The 16,567-nt window shown below is 61.2% G+C and carries 15 protein-coding genes and 1 tRNA gene; 8 read left to right on the plus strand and 8 right to left on the minus strand.

All coding sequences use genetic code 11. The annotated features are described in order from the left end of the window. Positions 1-11 precede the first annotated feature (11 nt). The 3 genes from CCR94_RS10760 to rplU all read right to left on the minus strand — a co-directional run bounded on the left by CCR94_RS10760 (position 12) and on the right by rplU (position 1,395). Positions 12-569: a GNAT family N-acetyltransferase gene (locus tag CCR94_RS10760; protein ID WP_158254710.1), complete on the minus strand. Its 558-nt coding sequence runs from the start codon at positions 567-569 to the stop codon at positions 12-14. A 161-nt stretch (positions 570-730) separates the two neighbouring features. Next, positions 731-1,012 carry a 50S ribosomal protein L27 gene (gene rpmA / locus CCR94_RS10765; RefSeq protein ID WP_104507851.1) on the minus strand — a complete coding sequence of 94 codons (282 nt, stop codon included), beginning with the start codon at positions 1,010-1,012 and terminating at the stop codon, positions 731-733. A 68-nt stretch (positions 1,013-1,080) separates the two neighbouring features. Then, complete coding sequence (gene rplU / locus CCR94_RS10770; RefSeq protein WP_104507852.1) at positions 1,081-1,395, minus strand: 50S ribosomal protein L21; 315 nt, start codon at positions 1,393-1,395, stop codon at positions 1,081-1,083. A gap of 577 nt (positions 1,396-1,972) precedes the next feature. Between rplU and CCR94_RS10775 the strand changes: the two genes are divergently transcribed. Beyond that, positions 1,973-2,062 (plus strand) — tRNA-Ser (locus CCR94_RS10775). Between the two features lie 263 nt (positions 2,063-2,325). Continuing rightward, a complete protein-coding gene (locus CCR94_RS10780) occupies positions 2,326-4,035 on the plus strand; it encodes a site-specific integrase (RefSeq protein ID WP_104507853.1) in 1,710 nt (569 codons plus the stop codon). A 77-nt stretch (positions 4,036-4,112) separates the two neighbouring features. On the opposite strand, the gene CCR94_RS24550 is transcribed toward CCR94_RS10780, so the two are convergent. The 5 genes from CCR94_RS24550 to CCR94_RS10795 form a co-directional block, all read right to left on the minus strand. Beyond that, on the minus strand, positions 4,113-4,733 hold the full coding sequence (locus tag CCR94_RS24550; protein WP_146089957.1) for a hypothetical protein: 621 nt from the start codon (positions 4,731-4,733) through the stop codon (positions 4,113-4,115). Continuing rightward, positions 4,726-4,938 (minus strand): hypothetical protein, encoded by a 213-nt coding sequence (locus tag CCR94_RS24555; protein ID WP_146089958.1) that lies wholly within the window; start codon positions 4,936-4,938, stop codon positions 4,726-4,728. Before CCR94_RS24555 ends, CCR94_RS24550 begins: the two co-directional genes overlap by 8 nt. Further along, positions 4,925-5,683, minus strand: coding sequence for a TIGR04255 family protein (locus CCR94_RS10785; RefSeq protein ID WP_104507854.1), 759 nt, complete (start codon positions 5,681-5,683; stop codon positions 4,925-4,927). Before CCR94_RS10785 ends, CCR94_RS24555 begins: the two co-directional genes overlap by 14 nt. Positions 5,684-5,883: 200 nt before the next feature. Beyond that, positions 5,884-6,504 carry a recombinase family protein gene (locus CCR94_RS10790; protein ID WP_338052983.1) on the minus strand — a complete coding sequence of 207 codons (621 nt, stop codon included), beginning with the start codon at positions 6,502-6,504 and terminating at the stop codon, positions 5,884-5,886. 416 nt (positions 6,505-6,920) lie between these two features. Beyond that, positions 6,921-7,793 (minus strand): ArdC family protein, encoded by an 873-nt coding sequence (locus CCR94_RS10795; RefSeq protein WP_104507856.1) that lies wholly within the window; start codon positions 7,791-7,793, stop codon positions 6,921-6,923. 350 nt (positions 7,794-8,143) lie between these two features. Here CCR94_RS10795 and hsdR point away from each other — a divergent pair, with 350 nt between their 5' ends. The 6 genes from hsdR to CCR94_RS10830 are packed head-to-tail and all read left to right on the plus strand — an operon-like array spanning position 8,144 to position 16,539. Next, positions 8,144-11,557, plus strand: a complete 3,414-nt coding sequence (gene hsdR, locus CCR94_RS10805) for a type I restriction-modification system endonuclease (RefSeq protein ID WP_104507858.1) — start codon at positions 8,144-8,146, stop codon at positions 11,555-11,557. Positions 11,558-11,579: 22 nt separating this feature from the next. Then, positions 11,580-13,025 (plus strand): class I SAM-dependent DNA methyltransferase, encoded by a 1,446-nt coding sequence (locus CCR94_RS10810; protein WP_104507859.1) that lies wholly within the window; start codon positions 11,580-11,582, stop codon positions 13,023-13,025. Continuing rightward, positions 13,022-13,591 (plus strand): ATPase, encoded by a 570-nt coding sequence (locus CCR94_RS10815; RefSeq protein ID WP_104507860.1) that lies wholly within the window; start codon positions 13,022-13,024, stop codon positions 13,589-13,591. The genes CCR94_RS10810 and CCR94_RS10815 overlap by 4 nt, the downstream gene beginning before the upstream one ends. After that, positions 13,588-13,782: a hypothetical protein gene (locus CCR94_RS10820; RefSeq protein WP_104507861.1), complete on the plus strand. Its 195-nt coding sequence runs from the start codon at positions 13,588-13,590 to the stop codon at positions 13,780-13,782. The genes CCR94_RS10815 and CCR94_RS10820 overlap by 4 nt, the downstream gene beginning before the upstream one ends. A 42-nt stretch (positions 13,783-13,824) precedes the next feature. Further along, positions 13,825-15,132, plus strand: a complete 1,308-nt coding sequence (locus tag CCR94_RS10825) for a restriction endonuclease subunit S (protein WP_104507862.1) — start codon at positions 13,825-13,827, stop codon at positions 15,130-15,132. Between the two features lie 12 nt (positions 15,133-15,144). Further along, positions 15,145-16,539, plus strand: coding sequence for a DUF6880 family protein (locus CCR94_RS10830; protein WP_104507863.1), 1,395 nt, complete (start codon positions 15,145-15,147; stop codon positions 16,537-16,539). Positions 16,540-16,567 lie beyond the last annotated feature (28 nt).

The following is a 16,567-nucleotide window of genomic DNA, read 5'->3' on the forward strand; positions in this document are numbered from 1 at the left end:
CGCGCCCCGCCTCAAGCGGCGCGCGCCCAGCTTTCACGGTCGAGCGCGAACAACAGCGCCTTTCCGCCGTGGTGGCGGCCCGGCGCCGGCGCTTCGCCGGCCGGCCTGAAGCCGATGCGGCGCAACACCGCCTGCGACGCGGCGTTTTCCGGCATGGCGGCGGCGGTGAGCGCGGGCGCCTTGGTGACGAGGAAGAAGGCGTCGATCATGGCGCCTACGGCCTCGCCGGCGAGGCCCTGCCGCCAATATGGCTTTCCCAGCCAATAGCCGAGATTAGACCCATCGTCGGTTTGCACCCCGATCATGCCGATGGCGGAGCGGTCGCCGCTCTTCAACGTCATGACGAGGCGCAAATGCCGGCCGAGACTGTTGCCGATCCGGCTGTCGCGGATGAAACGCTCCGCGTCCTCCAGCGTGTAGGGGTGCGGGATGTGGGCGGTGAAGCGCGCCACCTCCCAGTCGCCGGCCAACGCGGCCAGATTCCGCGCGTCGGAGGCTTGCGGCCAGCGCAGCCAGAGCCGGCGCGTTTCGAGGCGGAAGACGTCGTCGCGGGCGAGGTCGGGAAACATGTCTGGCGCTCTCCAGTCAAAGCAAAGGGGGACGCGTCCCCCTGAAAGCTTGGCGCTGGATGTTTCCTGACAGAAGATTTTGTCGGTCTTCGTTCGGAAACTTGGCCTTTGGAAGGCCTCCCGGGGACTTAGCGCCTCGGGAGACCAATCCATCTCCCGAATTATTCGGCCGCTTCGGCGGCTACCTGGGCCGGGGCGGCGGTTACGGTAATGACCGAACGGGCCCCTTGGGTTTTAAACAGGACCTTGCCGTTTACGAGAGCAAACAGGGTATGGTCCTTGCCCATGCCGACATTGGAGCCGGGGTGCCATTTGGTGCCGCGTTGACGCACGATAATGTTGCCAGCCACGACCGCTTCGCCGCCGAACTTTTTCACGCCGAGGCGCCGACCGTCCGAGTCGCGCCCGTTGCGGGATGAACCGCCTGCCTTTTTGTGAGCCATTGTCCTGCTCCGAGATCCTTAACGCCGCACGCGCGGCCGAGTTCCAGTTTGGTGAAGTTTTCGCGCGATCAGGCGGCGATGACTTCGAGAATGCGCACGAGCGTCAGATCCTGACGGTGACCGCGCTTGCGCTTGGAATTCTTGCGGCGACGCTTCTTGAAGGAAATGACCTTCGGGCCGCGGGCCTGTTCGACGATCTCGGCGGTGACGGAGGCGCCGGCGACGAAGGGCGCGCCGATGGTGGCGGCGCCGTCGTTGTCGACGAGCAGGACGTCTGAGAAAGTGACCTTGTCGCCGGCATTGCCTTCGAGCGACATGACGGTGATCTGTTCATCGGCGGCGACGCGATACTGCTTGCCGCCGGTTTTAATGACTGCGAACATCGTTTTTCCTCGTGTTCATATCCGGCTCTGCGCTTTTTTGACGCGCGGCCGGCTTCTTTGCAGCCGAACCAGCAGGGGTGAGTTTTGGGCTGGCGCCCGAAAACCCGGATGAACGGCTGTTCCGGCGGAGCCAAAACAAAAAGTCGCGGCGCAAGCCACGACAGACCGTTTAGCTTGATATCCGCAACGCGCGCCTGAAGTCAAGGGTCGTCTCCATCGACGCCAACGCCGAGATCGCGCAGGCGATCAATCTGGCCATGTCATGCCGCGTATGCGCGCCCCGACCTCATCCGGGCGAGCGAAGGCTCCGCCTCCGTTCCTTCGGCCCGTCATCTGCGCCTTGAAACGCACATGCGCTTTCTCGCAACGCTGGTGGATATCGGACCGAACTGACCAGTCGTTCGTCCCCGGCTTATTTCGGAGATAGTCGGTCTTCCCGCTTGCCACGCCAACGGCTCCTGTGTAGAAGGCTCCTCGCCCTGAGAGGTATAGCCGTGAGCGGCAATCGATCAGGGATAGCGTCAGGGATCGCCAACCACACGCCTGAATCGCTTTAAAAACAACAAGAGACCTCTGCGGAGAGGTGGCTGAGTGGTTGAAAGCACCGCACTCGAAATGCGGCATACGGGCAACCGTATCGGGGGTTCGAATCCCTCCCTCTCCGCCAGTTTCTAATCCCCTATCCGCCAGTTTCCGCAAAAGCGGAAACGCCTGAAAATCAAGGGTTCGGCCAACACCGGTCGAGCCATGGCGAACGATGTATCCCGACTTGTATCCCAAAATGTAGTCCGCTCCGGGCGCCGCCGCAGGGCCCGCCCCTCCTACCTCGTGCACAGGGGCGACGTCTTCTTCTTCCAGATTCGCCCACGCTTGCCCAAGGGGCTTGCCGCTTTCAAAAAGCCGGCGCCTCATAGGCTGCGGCTGGGAGCTGTGTCGACGCGAACCGCCCAAGCATGGGCGCTGCATCTTGCCGACCTCGCCGAGGCGCTTTTCGCCCGGTGGCGACGGCAGATGGAGGAGAAGGTGCGGCAAGGCGAGTTCGATTTCGGCGACGCGGGACGCCGAGACAAGGTTCCTCCCGAACCGACGGCTTTCCTAAAGGAAATGGCGCAGCTCTTCGCCAAGGCGCTGGAGACCTTGAAGCGGGAGGCGCCGCCCTTCCCCGAATTGTCTCCACGCGCGATGCAGAGCTTCGCCCTGTTTCAGGAGGGCGGCGCCCTTGAACGGGAGATCCGGCTGGGTGCAGGAACCGATTCTCCTGTCGCCGCCAACGCCGACCTCCTCCGCGCGGACCTGAAATATCGCATGCAGGCGTTCGCGGATGCCGCCAAGGCCGGCCCTGCGGTCTTCGGGGACATGGCGCAGATCCGCGCGCGCGGCGTCAACGACACGGGGGCGTCCGCCCCGGTCGTCGCCGGCGCCGTGGAGCAAAAACCTGTAGTCGTCTCGCCCGTGGCCGCTGTCGCGAAAGCCGCGCCGGCCAAAACGCCGCAACCGCAATCCGACGCGCCCTTGTTCAGCGCCGCCCTGGCGGATTATCTCGACCTGCGCGAAGGCGCCGGCGAGGAGAAGGGCACGATCTCGACGGCGCGGATGCGCGCCGAAGTCTTCGTCGCGGTCATGGGCGACAGGCCGATTGACCAGTACCTGCCTTTCGATCTGCAAAAATTCATCAACGAGGCGCAGCACCTTCCCCTCGCCTACGGCAAGGAAATGCCGGAATCCTCAACGGTCCGGGCGATCGGGCCGAAGGCGGCCATCGGGATCAACAAGAAGGACAATTGCTGGGAGCGGCTGACGCGCAAGACCATGGAGGACGGATACCTGCCCGCCATCAAGGCCGTGATCAACTACGCCGTTCGTCTGCACCCGATGCGCCATCCGTTTGGGAACATGCGGCTGATCTGGCCCAAACAGTTGAGACCCTCGGCCACGCGAGAGGGGCTCGATGCTGAACGGCTCAACGAGGTGTTCCGCATCGGCATCGCTTCGGGCTTCAGCGACGACGCCCTGCTCCCAGCGCTGGCCCAGACCTCGTCGCGGCGACTTGGCCTGCTCGCCTATCTGCGCGGCAGCGATTTCCAGACAAAGCATGGCGTCACCATCGTCCGCATCGACGGGGTGGCCTTCGACTCGCAGAAGGGGAGATGGTACCGCGCGCCATACAAGACGACGGACAGCCTGAATTTCTTTGTTCTCCATAAGATGTGGGACGAATGCGGCTTCACCGACTGGGCCAAAGAGCAGGGGGACGCGTTCATCTTCCGCCAGTTGCATGCCTGCGCGGACCCTGCCGACGCGGCGTCAAAGCGGTGCGGTCGCCTGCTGAAAAAGGCCGGCGCCATCGGCTGCAACATCGAAGTCCCCCACGCCTTGCGCCACGGCGCCAAGGACGCGATGGTCGACGCCGCGATCGACGGCGAGACGCGGCGCAAGCAGATGGGGCAGAGCACGCGCATGGACGTGCACGACGACTATGGCTCGAATCGCTCCCTTACGCGAGCCGAATGCCAGAGGCTGGCTCAGTTGCCGCTTATGGAGGCCGTGGACTGGTCCGTGTTCAAGGGACTGGATTTCGAGGCCATGGCGTCAAAAGTACGGAAGGGCGGGAGACCGAAGAAGGTCTCGACGGCGTCGTGAAATCGACCCACAGCAATCCAAACTGGCGAGGTGTTGACCGCCACGCTGCGTGATCACTTTCCTGCAAGCGTATTATCTCACAAAATAACGCCGCCAGATGGTTGAGGCGGCTGCGAAGGAGGTGCCTTCTTCAGTTCGGGAAGACCGATGCGAGCCAAATAAGCTGCGAAACGCTGGGACAGGTCTTCTCTAAAAAGGTCCGTTATTCGGCAAACGAAATGTTTCGCGCGCAACGCTTCCACATAGTTGATATGAGAAGAAAAGTAATGTTTGAAATCAGCAATTTGCGGGACTATAGGAACATCATGTGGAAATTCGAGGTAATGGTACCGTGGACGCTCATTTTGCATGAGTGATGTTCCTGGAGTTTTTTTCTTGTTGATTGGGGCCATATTCATACTTAGGGCGGATAAATGAGCCCCTTGAAAAACATGCTCGGCATTATAAAGTGGAACGAATAGCACTGAAAAAAGACGCTTATCATCATCTATAGGCGGCTTATGATTTTTGGGTTTGTATTTCGCATTTTGCTCAAGATCGCAATCTTGCGTCATGAGCACAGCCAAGGGAAACACGACCTTCGAAACTTCAATTATGCCGCGATCCTCTAAAACGCGCTCAATACATTCTACATCACGGAATATATCTCCTTGCGCTATGCGAGGCAGCTTCCTGCGCTTCACCTGAATATTAGTCACTTGAAATCTTTCCCCTGATAATGATGCGCCGGGGCTTTCCCGAACCGTAGCGGCCTTCGTCGATATTGAAGCTCTTGCTTGATATTTCAACTAACTTTGGCTGCGCGATAACAGGCGGATTCTCGCGGACAACGGGAGATGAAGCCGAAGTAGCAGAGACACCAGAAACATAAGAGTTGCCTAAAAGAGGGTTATTTTCGACCATTCATCTTACTCCGAAGCGATTCTGTAATGCTTTTCTCAAAAAGTTCCTGAATTCGTTCATGTGCAGATTCAATATATTGAATAGACTCACTAATAGGATGTATAATTTGTGCATACGCATCAATATCTATGACAAACATAGGTCGCCTCATGATTGCCGGATAATCAGAATTTGGAAATCCAAACTGGAAACGCACGTCGATGTCGTCAAATTTCAATTCCACAACGTGAAAATTTCTTGTAATATTGGCAGCATATAAATTGAATGGTAAGCTACCTATAATAGATTCGTCAAAATATTTACCAATGCTTGAAATGGTTAAATCGTCAAACTCAAATTGATTAACGTACCTGAGTCCAAACCGTTGAGCTATAATTCCGGGTTCTGCCTGATCTATTGTCCCAATAGATTCTTGAAATTCCGCTTTGAGATCCTCGAATCGCCGATATTTCGTATATCGCACAAATATTGCGCTCGACTCGATGGTAAGTTGTTTTTCGCGCTGCTTTCCAAAAAAATTCCATTGCTTTCCGCGAACTTCTTTTTGCTTTACCCCTCCGTCTACGCCCAACTCAATATGCTGTGAAATAGATTCAATTGGCTCTGCGATTGGAAAATAGAGCCCGATTTTTTTAATCGCCTTTGCAGGAATATTCTTTTCCAAGGCTGCGACGGGAGAAACGAAATCGATTCTGGCGACGACCTCGGTAAGAAAAGATTTTTTGTAACAAACATCCTCAAACATTGTTTCCCCGTTGCTTTATTGTTGATAGTCAGCATCATTGCCAAGCTGATATGTGTGGATCGTTTGGCTTGGCTACGCCCTGTGACCGAATGAAGATTTTCGTGTCTTATTGGTCAGTGCCGCGCATATAAAACCCGAGGCAACGTCGCATTCAAACAGATTCGAATTGCACGCAGACATGCGTCCGAACTCCGGTCTTGTCATGAGCGAAGCCTCGAAACTGTGCTTCGATCGACGTTGAATCGCCGTGCGAGATCTGCCTGCGTGGCCGTGCCTTCGGCCAGTGCCGCCAGCGCTTCCGCGCGTTGATGGCGGGTGAGCTTGCGAGGGCGGCCCATATGAACGCCGCGTGCTTGGGCGCGTTCGCGCCCCTCGCCGGTCCGAGCGCGAATCAACTCGCGCTCGAATTCGGCAAGGCCACCTAAAACTGTCAACATCAAGCGGCCATGTGGGGTCGTCGTGTCGGCCCATGTGTCACTTAACGATCGAAATCCCGCGCCAACGTTCCCTATGGCATCAAGGATGTTCAACAAATCCCGGGTCGAGCGCGCGAGCCGGTCGAGCCGAGTAACGAGCAAAGTATCGCCTTTGGCTAAGGACTTTACCGCCCTGGCCAACTGGCGACGATCAGTCTCTTTGCCGCTGGCTGTTTCCCGAAACACCTTCTCAGCGCCGGCCGCGCACAATGATTCCACCTGAGCTTCCAAGCTCTGGCCGTCCGTCGAAACTCTCGCATAACCGAAAATTGCCATGAGAAGACGATAGCGAAGCGTAAGACTTTCGCAACAAACTTTTGCACATCCGAAACGCTTGCGAAACATGGAATGGGGATTTGTTGCAAAAGTCTTGATTTTTGCACATGCTGGGGCGATCGGCTGAGGCTGTTGCAAAGTTCGGAATAACGCATCATCCTGCTCGCAAGGACAGCTCGGGAAAAAAGCTAAAGGGAAGCATAATTGCCGCTGTTATAGCGTGGGCGGCGCACCACGGGGGGCTCACATTCGTAAGAATGGAGGCTCACATGGAAGCAAGCATCACGTTCAATGTGCAAGGTGAAGCGCACGGTGTTGTGGGCCCTGTCGGGGTGCGTCGATCCACGCAAATAACAGAGCTTTGGCTGCTTGCCTCATTAGCTTCCGAGAGCACCGTAGGAGGGGTTCGATTCCCCTCTCCCACACCAGCGTCCACCGCGCTGTCGTACCTCAAGGAGTGAGCCGTTGCGGTGGGGTGATGAAACTCACCCTCCTTGCAAGGCCGTCATATAGGCAACCGCCTCGTTCGCCTTTGCGGCGGCGGTGAAGATGGCGCGTTTGTCGCCCTTCATAAGCCGCAGCCAATGTTCGAGATATTGCGCGTGATCGACACGGGGCTCAGCGCTGACGCCCGCGTCGGCACACAAGAATGCGGCGCCGAGTTCAGCGATCAACTCTTCCGCCGCATAGGCTGCGTCGCCGAAGCGCCGGCCAAGCAGGCGGTTGCAACGGCTTTCATGGCTTGTCCAATGGGTCAGTTCATGAAAAGCCGTCGCGTAATAGGCTTCCGCCGGGGAGATCGTCGGCGTTCCGACGAAGACTTCGCGGGCCGGCAGGACAATCTGGTCGGTTGCCGGGCGGTAGAAAGCTCGGTCGCCGCCATGCTCGATCACCGCGCCTGTGCGGGAGACAAAGGCTTCGGCTTGCTCGATCGGCGACATGGGAGGCGTCGGCGCGTCTGAATTGGATGCGTAGCCGTCCACCTGTTCTGCCGCAAAGACCGGGCTCGCGCGAGCGATGAGGCGCGTCTCGCGCCGGTCTTCCTCGTCGGTGACCACGACTTCCTTGTAGAACGCCACATACGCCGCCTTTTCGCCTTTGCGGACTTGGGCTCCGGCCTCCGCCCATTGGCGATAAGTGCCCCAGCAGCCCGAGGAATAGCCATGCTGGTCGGAGATCGCCCAGAGAGTGACGACGTTCACGCCCCTGTACCGCTTTTTCGAGCCGATATTGGTTGGGCGCATGGCGTTCCCTGCCGACCGATGCCATGGCAGCCGGAACTCGCCGGCGCCGCGCTCGATCGCGGCGATGATCGTGTCCGTGATGCTTTGATGGACGTCGAAATGCTGGGCTTTCATCGTGGTCCCCTTGCGTGCGGGCCGCGTGTGCGGCCTGATGGGGACATGCGGACCGGACCAAGTGGCCGGGCGATCAAACCCCGCGCTTTCGGCGCGCCGCGTGCGGGGCGGAGCTGCACGACCGGCGGAACGACGGGAGGAAGCGAGCCGGGTTGATCCGCGCGGCTGGGGCGGTCAATTTCCCCATATCAGGCCATACGCGTTCGCTGCCGGCGGAAACCATGACGCCGCCCTGCATTCCGCTGGCTCATGAAGTCCTCGCGATGACATATTCGCCGCGCCCGGCGCCGTGGCCCCCGTCCGACCGCACGAAATGGCAGACGTTGCCGAACGCCTGAGCTTGAGCCAATATGCGCGCGTTCGAAATCAACCAGGCGGCCATTGTGGGCCCGAATTCTCGCAACTTCGATTTCCTGACGTCATTTGACGCGGACCTCGCCCGTCTGGGCGCCCTCGCCGAGTGGGCCTTCCATGAGGACGCGCCCACCGCGTTGGGAAAACTGCGGCAATTCGCCGAGCACATGGCGAAATCGCTCGCCGCCCGAAACGGCCTCGCCCTCGACGCTCGCGCCAATTTCGACGAGACCCTTCGCAGCCTGCAACAGGCAGGCAAGCTTCCGAAGCAGGCGGCAGACGTCTTCCATTTCCTTCGCCGATACGGCAACGCCGCCGTCCACGAAAACCTCGGCACACCGCAGCAGGCCTTGACCGGGCTGAAGGTCGCGCGCCAACTTGGCGTGTGGTTCCTGCGCGCTTATGGGCCGAACCGGGACTTCGAGGCCGACGCCTTTCGCCCGCCTGAACCGCCGAAAGACTCGAAAGCAGAACTGGCCGACGAAATCACCCGGCTGCGCGACCAACTCGCCGCGACCGAAAACGCGGCGGAAAAGGCGCGGCGGGTAGCCGAGGAATCCGCGCGCGGTCGCCTTGACGCCGAGGCCTTGGCCCAGCGCGAGGCCGAAGAGCGCTTCCAATGGGAGCAACTGGCCGCTGAAGAGGCCGCAGCCCGCGACCAAGTTCAGCGCTCACTGGACCGCCTGAGGGCCGAGGCGCAAAGCCAGACGCCCGCCGACTTGGCGCAGCAGGCGCAGCAGGCCGAGACCGCCGACGCGAAAATCGAACTCGATGAGGCCGACACCCGCGTCCTCATCGACGCCAAGCTGTCCGCAGCCGGCTGGACTGTGGATTCGGCGCGCCTACGCCATGGCGCAGGAATCCGTCCGGATTCAGCGCCTGCCTTAGCCATCGCCGAATGGCCGACGGCCACCGGCCCTGTCGATTACGCCCTCTTTCTCGATGGTCATTGCGTCGGCCTGATCGAAGCCAAGCGCGGCAAGACCGATGTTCCCGGCGTCCTGATCCAGACTGAACGTTATGCCAAGAGCGTCAAGCTGGCTGACGAACATCGCCTGCCCTTGGCGCTGTCGGGGGACGCGCCCGGCGGCGTTCCTTTTGTCTTCGCCACCAACGGTCGCCCCTATGTGAAGCAGATGCTGACGAAATCCGGTGTCTGGTTCCGCGACGCCCGCCGCGCCGCCAATCTGCCCTTGGCCCTGAGCGACTGGTTCACGCCGCAAGATCTCAGGGAAAAAATGGCGCAGTCGGTCGACGGCTCCGGCCTCGCCGCCGAATCCTTCGATTATGCCGGCATTCGTCCCTATCAGCAGGAGGCGATCAAGGCGATCGAGGGGGCGCTCGGGCGCGGCCAGCGCGAAATTCTCGTCGCCATGGCCACGGGGACGGGCAAAACGCGCACCTGCATCGCCCTGATGTATCGCGTGCTCAAGCACAAGCGGTTCCGCCGCATCCTGTTTCTGGTCGATCGAAACGAACTCGGCAAACAAACCCTGCGCGCCCTCGCCAACACCGAACTTGAGGGTCTGCTCAAATTCGATGAGAGCTACACTGTCGCCGGCCTCGACACCAAGCTGCCGGCCAAGGAAACCCGCGTCCACGTCGCCACGGTGCAGGCTATGGTCAAGCGGGTCATCTCAGCCGAAGGAATCGAAGAGCGGCCCTCGCCGGGAACCTATGACTGCATCGTCGTGGATGAAGCGCATCGTGGCTATACGCTCGACGCCGAGCTGCGCGAGGAAGACCTCGAATTCCGCTCGCTTGAGGACTACCTCTCAAAATACCGCCGCGTCCTCGACTATTTCGACGCGATCAAGATCGCGCTGACCGCGACGCCGGCCCTGCACACCGCCGAAATCTTTGGCGCCCCCGTCTATCGCTACAGTTACCGGCAGGCCGTGGTCGATGGCTTTCTCATCGACCATGCCCCGCCGCGTCGCATCAAGACCGCCCTGGCTGTCGCCGGCATCACCTTTTCGGAGGGCGACGAAGTCGAAATCATCGATCCCCGCAACGGCCAGATCGACCTTTTCCAAATGCCGGATCAGGTCGATTTTGAGATCCAGGAATTCAACAAAAGGGTCTATTCGACCGAGTTCAACCGCGTCGTCGCTGAGGCCGTCGCCTTGGAAATTCCGCCCTCGGCCCCCGGCAAAACACTCCTTTTTGCCGCCCGCGATGACCACGCCGACACGCTTGTCGATCAGCTTCGCAAGGCGCTGGAGACCGAATACGGCCCGCAGCCGCACGACCTCGTCCAAAAAATCACCGGCAAGGTCGACAGGCCCGGCGACCTCATCCTCGCCTACCGCAACGACCCTCGGCCAAAATATGTCGTCACCGTCGATCTGCTCACCACAGGCGTCGATGTCCCCGTCGTCTGCAATCTGGTCTTCGTCCGTCGGGTCAACAGCCGCATCCTCTACGACCAGATGATCGGACGGGCGACGCGGAAATGCGACGAGATCGGCAAGGAGGTTTTTCGTATTTTCGACGCCGTCGACATCTACGCCAATTTGCAGGCCGTCACCGACATGAGGCCGGTCGTCGTCGACGCCAATGTGTCGCTGGAAACCCTCGTCTCGGATTTCTTGCGGGCGCCCACCGACGAGGACCGCGTTTTCGTGCGCGATCAGATCGTCGTGCGCCTGCGCCGCGCCATGCGCCATTTCACCGAGCCGCAGCGCGAGGCCTTTTCCCGCGCTGCCGGCGCAACGCCCGAAGAGTTTCTCACCCGCTTGCGTGCGGCGGCGCCTCATGAGGCTGCGGCCCTGCTGCAAAGCCAGTCGTCAGCTCTCGCCATCGCCTCGGGCGCCCGGCGGGCCGGCGCCGACGGGGGGATTTACATCTCCACCCATGCCGACGAACTGGTGTCCGTGGAGGATGTGTTCGAGGGCGCCGCCAGCCCGGAAGACTATATCTCCGCCTTCGAGCGGTTCGTGCGCGAGAACATGAACATGTCGGCTGCGATGATCGCGGCCACGCAAAAGCCCCGCGAACTCACGCGAATGGAGCTGAAGGCGCTGGCCGCCGAACTTGACGACCACGGCTTTTCCGAAGCCAAGCTGCGCCGCGCCTATGGCCGCGCCCGCAACGCCGACATCGCCGCCCACATCATCGGCTTTGTCCGACAGGCGGCGATCGGCGACCCGCTCGTTCCCTATGCCGCCCGTGTCGATTCGGCGCTCGCCCGGATCGAGGCCTCAAAGCCATGGACCCAGAAACAGAAGCAATGGTTGCGGCGCATCGGGCGCGTGCTGAAAGAACAACCCGTCGGCGACCGCGCCATCCTCGCCGAGCCGGCCTTCGCGGCGCAGGGCGGCTTTGAAACCGTCGATGCCGAATTCGGCCACGGCTTGCAGGATGTGCTGGCGGACCTTAACGAAGCGATCTGGGGCCGCGCCAGCTAGGCGGCCGATTCGGGAAGCGTCCATGAACCCCTCTGCCGATCTCGTCCAAAAACTCTGGCGGCTCTGCGCGGTTCTCCGCAAGGACGGCATCACCTACCAGCAATATGTCACAGAGCTGACCTATCTGCTGTTTCTCAAGATGATGGCGGAGCAAAAGCGCGAGGACGGCAAGATTCCTGCTGGCGCCCGCTGGGGCGACCTTGTCGCCGAGGAGGGCATCAAACGGCTGGCGCTCTATCGCCGCATCCTCGCCGATCTCGGCGATCCGGAAAAACGCCTCGACCGCACGGTGCAGGCGGTTTTCGCCAATGCCGCCACCTTCATCCGCGAGCCGGTCAATCTCGACAAGCTGGTCGCCGCCATCGACGACCTGCGCTGGTTCAGCGAGGCGCGCGACTCCTTCGGCGACCTCTACGAAGGCCTGTTGCAGAAAAACGCCGAGGAAACCAAGCGCGGCGCCGGCCAGTATTTTACGCCCCGCGTGCTGATCGACCTTCTGGTGCGGCTGATGCAGCCCAAGGCGGGCGAGACGATTCAAGACCCGGCCACGGGCACCGGCGGCTTTTTGATCGCCGCTGACCAATTCATGAAGGCGTCCACCGACGGCTACTTCGACCTCCCATCCGCGCAACAGAAATTCCAGATCCACCACGCCCTGCATGGAATGGAGAACGTGGAGGGCGTCTATCGCCTGCTGCTGATGAACCTGTTCCTGCACGGGATCGACTCTTGGCACATCCGCCTCGGCGACACCCTTTCGCCCGACGGCGCCGAACTGCAAAAGGCCGATCTCATCCTCACCAATCCGCCGTTCGGCCCGGCTGGCGGGCGGCCTTCCCGCGACGACCTCACAGTGACCGCCGCCGTTTCCTCCTATCAGCTTCCCTTCGTCGAACATTGCCTCCGCTGCCTGAAACCCGGCGGACGCGCCGCCATTGTCGTGCCCGACAATGTGCTGTTTGAAGACGGGCGCGGGCGCGATCTGCGGCGCATGTTGATGGACCGCTGCGACCTGCACACGATCCTGCGCCTGCCCACCGGCATTTTCTATGCTCAGGGCGTGAAGACCAATGTCATCTTCTTCACCAAGGGGATTGGCGACAGCGGCGAGACCCAAAACGTCTGGATTTACGACCTGCGCGCCAACATGCCGGCCTTCGGCAAGACCAGTCCGCTGACGCTTGAAACCTTTGCCGATTTCGAAAAAGCCTTCGGCGCCGATCCGCTGGGCCGCGCGCCCCGCGTCGATCAGGGCGAGGAAGGCCGTTTCCGCTGTTTTACACGGGAATTCATCGCCGCCCGTGGCGACAATCTCGACGTCACCTGGCTGCGCGACACCTCCAATGACGCCGAAGATACGCTGACCGAGCCGGAGGAACTGATTGACGCGCTGATGGGGCATCTGAAAAGCGCGCTGCTGGAAATCGAGGCGCTGGGCGAGGAACTGGCCAGCGATCCCGTCGCATGAGGGAGCTGCTTGTCATCGGCGGCCCCAATGGCGCCGGCAAGACCACCGCCGCCAAGGTTTTGTTGCCGCGCTTCACCGGTATCGTCGAATTCGTCAACGCCGACGAGATCGCCAAGGGGCTGTCCCCGTTCAATCCGGACGGCGCGGCGCTGGTGGCGGGACGCGTCATGCTGGAGCGGATGGAACATCTGATCGGCGCCGGCGCCTCCTTCGCCTTCGAAACCACCTGCGCGGGGCGCGGCCACGCCGCCCTGATCCGCCGATGCCAAAGCCTCGGCTATCGCTTCACCTTGCTGTTCTTGTGGCTGCGTTCGCCCGAACTGGCCATGGCCCGCGTCGCCCAGCGGGTCGGCGAGGGCGGCCATGACATCCCGCCCGACGTCATACGCCGCCGCCATGGCGCCGGATGGCGCAATCTGCTGGACCTCTATTGGCCGATGGCCGAAGACGGCGCTATTCTCGACGCGGAAGTTTCGCCCGCGCGGTTCATCATCGAAAAGCGCGCCGGCGCCGTCACCCTTCACGATTCCGAGCTTTGGCGTCGGGTTCAGGAGCAAACACCATGACGCAGCGCACGCCGCCCTCGCTGATGGAGGGCATCAAGCAAGGCATCGAAGCCGCCGGCCAAGCCCTGCTGGAGGACTCGCGTCGCACTGGCCGACCTCTTGCTACTCTTCGGGAAGGAAAAGTCGTGCTTGTTGATGCCGATGGCCGGATTATGTCAGAACCGCCGAAAACGACAAACGCGGCGCATTGATCAGCGAAGCTAGAACTGGAACGCGACCGAAATGAATGAGAAATGAGCGGGCTGCCGGCGGGGTGGAAGGAAATATCCCTCGATTTAATCGGTCAGCTGCACTGTGGTCAGTCCCCGGCCTCGGCGACTGTAAACTTGACCGGTCAGGGCACGCTGTATGTCACTGGTCCCGAACAATGGGACGGAACCCGTCTGCATCAAGGCAAATGGACAACATCACCACAAAAGGTGGTGCCAGATGGCTGCATTTTCATAACTGTTAAGGGTGCCGGTGTCGGAAAGCTCTTTCCCGGCATCGCCTGCGCCATAGGGCGCGACGTGTATGCGTTTGAGTCCGCAAAGGGCGTCGATCGTGACTTCGTCCGCCTCGCACTCAAACACAACATTCAAGAAATTGTTCGGTCGGCGCGCGGCGATATTCCGGGCCTATCGCGGAACGATATTCTTGGTCATGAGGTAAGGCTCCCCCCACTTGCCGAACAACGCCGGATCGTCGCCAAACTGGATGCGCTGGACGCAAGGGCGAAACGCGCCCGCGCCGATCTCGACCGCATCCCCGCCCTCGTCGCCCGCGCCAAACAGGCGATCTTGGAAAAGGCGTTTGATGGTGAGTTGCTGCTGTCAACGATAGAGCTGCGACGCCCTCTGGAACTGATTGAAGTTAGCCAGATTGCAGATGTTGTGACGGGAACGACGCCGCCAACAGCCGAGCGTGAACTGTTCTTTGGCGGCAATATCCCGTTTTTCAAGCCGACGGACCTTGATGTAGGGTATCAAGTTCGTGAATGTCGAGAAACACTGACCGACGAGGGCGCTCGACGTGGGCGGTGTGTTCCAGCAGGATCGACTTTGTTGACCTGCATCGGCGCAACCATCGGAAAGGCTGGCTTAGCCCGCGTCGCGTGTTGCACCAATCAGCAGATCAATGCGCTCGTTCCGAGCGAGGCCGTCATCGCTGAATGGCTCTTCTGGATTGTCAATGCGCCTCAATTCAAGAGCCAAGTGCTCACGAATGCGTCGGCGACGACATTGCCAATTTTGAACAAGGGACGGCTCCTGCGCCTTCAAGTTCCGGTGGTGGACAAAGGGGAACAAGCCGAAATCGTCCGCCGCATCGAATCCGCGTTTCAAAAAATAGACCGGATCGCCGCCGACGCCGCCTCCGCGTCAAGACTTCTGACGCGGCTGGATCAGGCCATCCTGACCAAAGCATTTCGCGGCGAACTCGTCCCCCAAAACCGCGAGGACGAACCTGCGGAAAAACTGCTGGCGCGGATCAAGACCGCATCCGCCGCGCACGGCAACGCGCGCGGGCGAAAAAGAAAACCCAAAACCGGCATGACGGCGTAGGGCGGGCCGCGCATGGCGAAAACCTCCCTCACTCTGGAAAACCTCGTCGCGCTCGGCGCCGAAAAACTGGCGCAACTCATCCTTGATGAGGCGCGGACCAACGCCCCTTTCCGAAAAAAGGCCAATGCTGCTCTGGCGGGCGCGAAAGGCCCTGAGGCGGTGGCCGCCCTGATCGACCGCCGCCTTTCCGCGCTGGAAAAGGGGCGGGCCATGGTGGCGTGGGAGAAGGAAAAGGACTTTGCCGCCGACCTCGCCGCCACGGTGGAAACCATCGTCAAGGAACTGGCGCAGGCCGACGCGGCGCTGGCGTTGGAGCGCCTGCTGCGCTTCATCGACAGCCACGCCAAGGTTTTTGAGCGCATCGACGATTCCAGCGGGCGAATTCAGGACGTCTATTGGCGCGCGGCCAAGGCGGCGCCGGAACTGGCGCAAAAGCTCACCGAGAACGAACGCGCCGGCCTCGCCAAGCGGCTGACCAAAAGCCTAGACCTCGACACCCATGGTCTCGGCGCCGAAATCGCCATCGCCATCGCCCCGCTGCTGCCGGCGCCGGCGCTCGCGGCATGGGACAGAGAACTGGCGAAGGCGGGCGCCGAGGATCGCTTCGTCAGGGTGCGGCAGGCCGTCGCCGAGGCGCGCGGCGATCTCGACGCCTTTCTCATTCTGGAGGCGCAGCGGCCCGCATGGAGCCAGAACCCGCTTCGCGCGGCGGAAAAGCTCTTGGCGGCGGGACGGCTGGACGAGGCGCTGGACTGGGCGCGCCGCGAACACAGGGGCGGCGTCGCCTATGCCGCGACCGCCGACATCGCCGAGGGCCGGATCAGGCGGCTCCATGACGTCGAGCGGGTCGCCCTGGAGGCGCGAATTCTGGAAGCCCGGGGCGACAAAACATCGGCGCAGGCGCTGCGCTGGCAGGCGTTCGAGGCGACGCTCGATCCGGCGCCGCTGCGCGACTACCTGCAAAAACTCGGCGATTTCGAGGAGGATGACGAACTCGCCCGCGCCTTCGCCCATGTGGAGGATAGCCGCCAGCTTTACTCGGCGCTTTCCTTCTTCATCGCATGGCCGCAGCTCGACCGCGCGGCCCGGCTGGTGGAGGCTAGGGACGGTCAATGGGACGGCCAGCACTATGGCGCCTTGGGCTGTTCGGCCTCCGCGCTGGAAGAGAAATTTCCGCTGGCGGCAAGCGTTCTGTATCGCGCTTTGCTCGACGCCATCCTCAAGCGGGGCAAGTCGCAAGCCTATGGCCACGGCGCGCGCTATCTGGCGCAACTGGAAACGCTCGCCGCTGAAATCGTGCACTGGGGCGAGATCGCGGACCACGCCGCCTATGTGGTCGACCTGCGAAAAAACCATGGCCGGAAATCCGGCTTCTGGAGCCTGACGGAAGCCAAGCCGAAGCGGTGATGATCCGCCCGGCGCCGAATGTCCCCGA

Origin of the sequence: Rhodoblastus sphagnicola, assembly GCF_002937075.1 — a bacterium.
GTDB lineage: Bacteria > Pseudomonadota > Alphaproteobacteria > Rhizobiales > Beijerinckiaceae > Rhodoblastus > Rhodoblastus sphagnicola.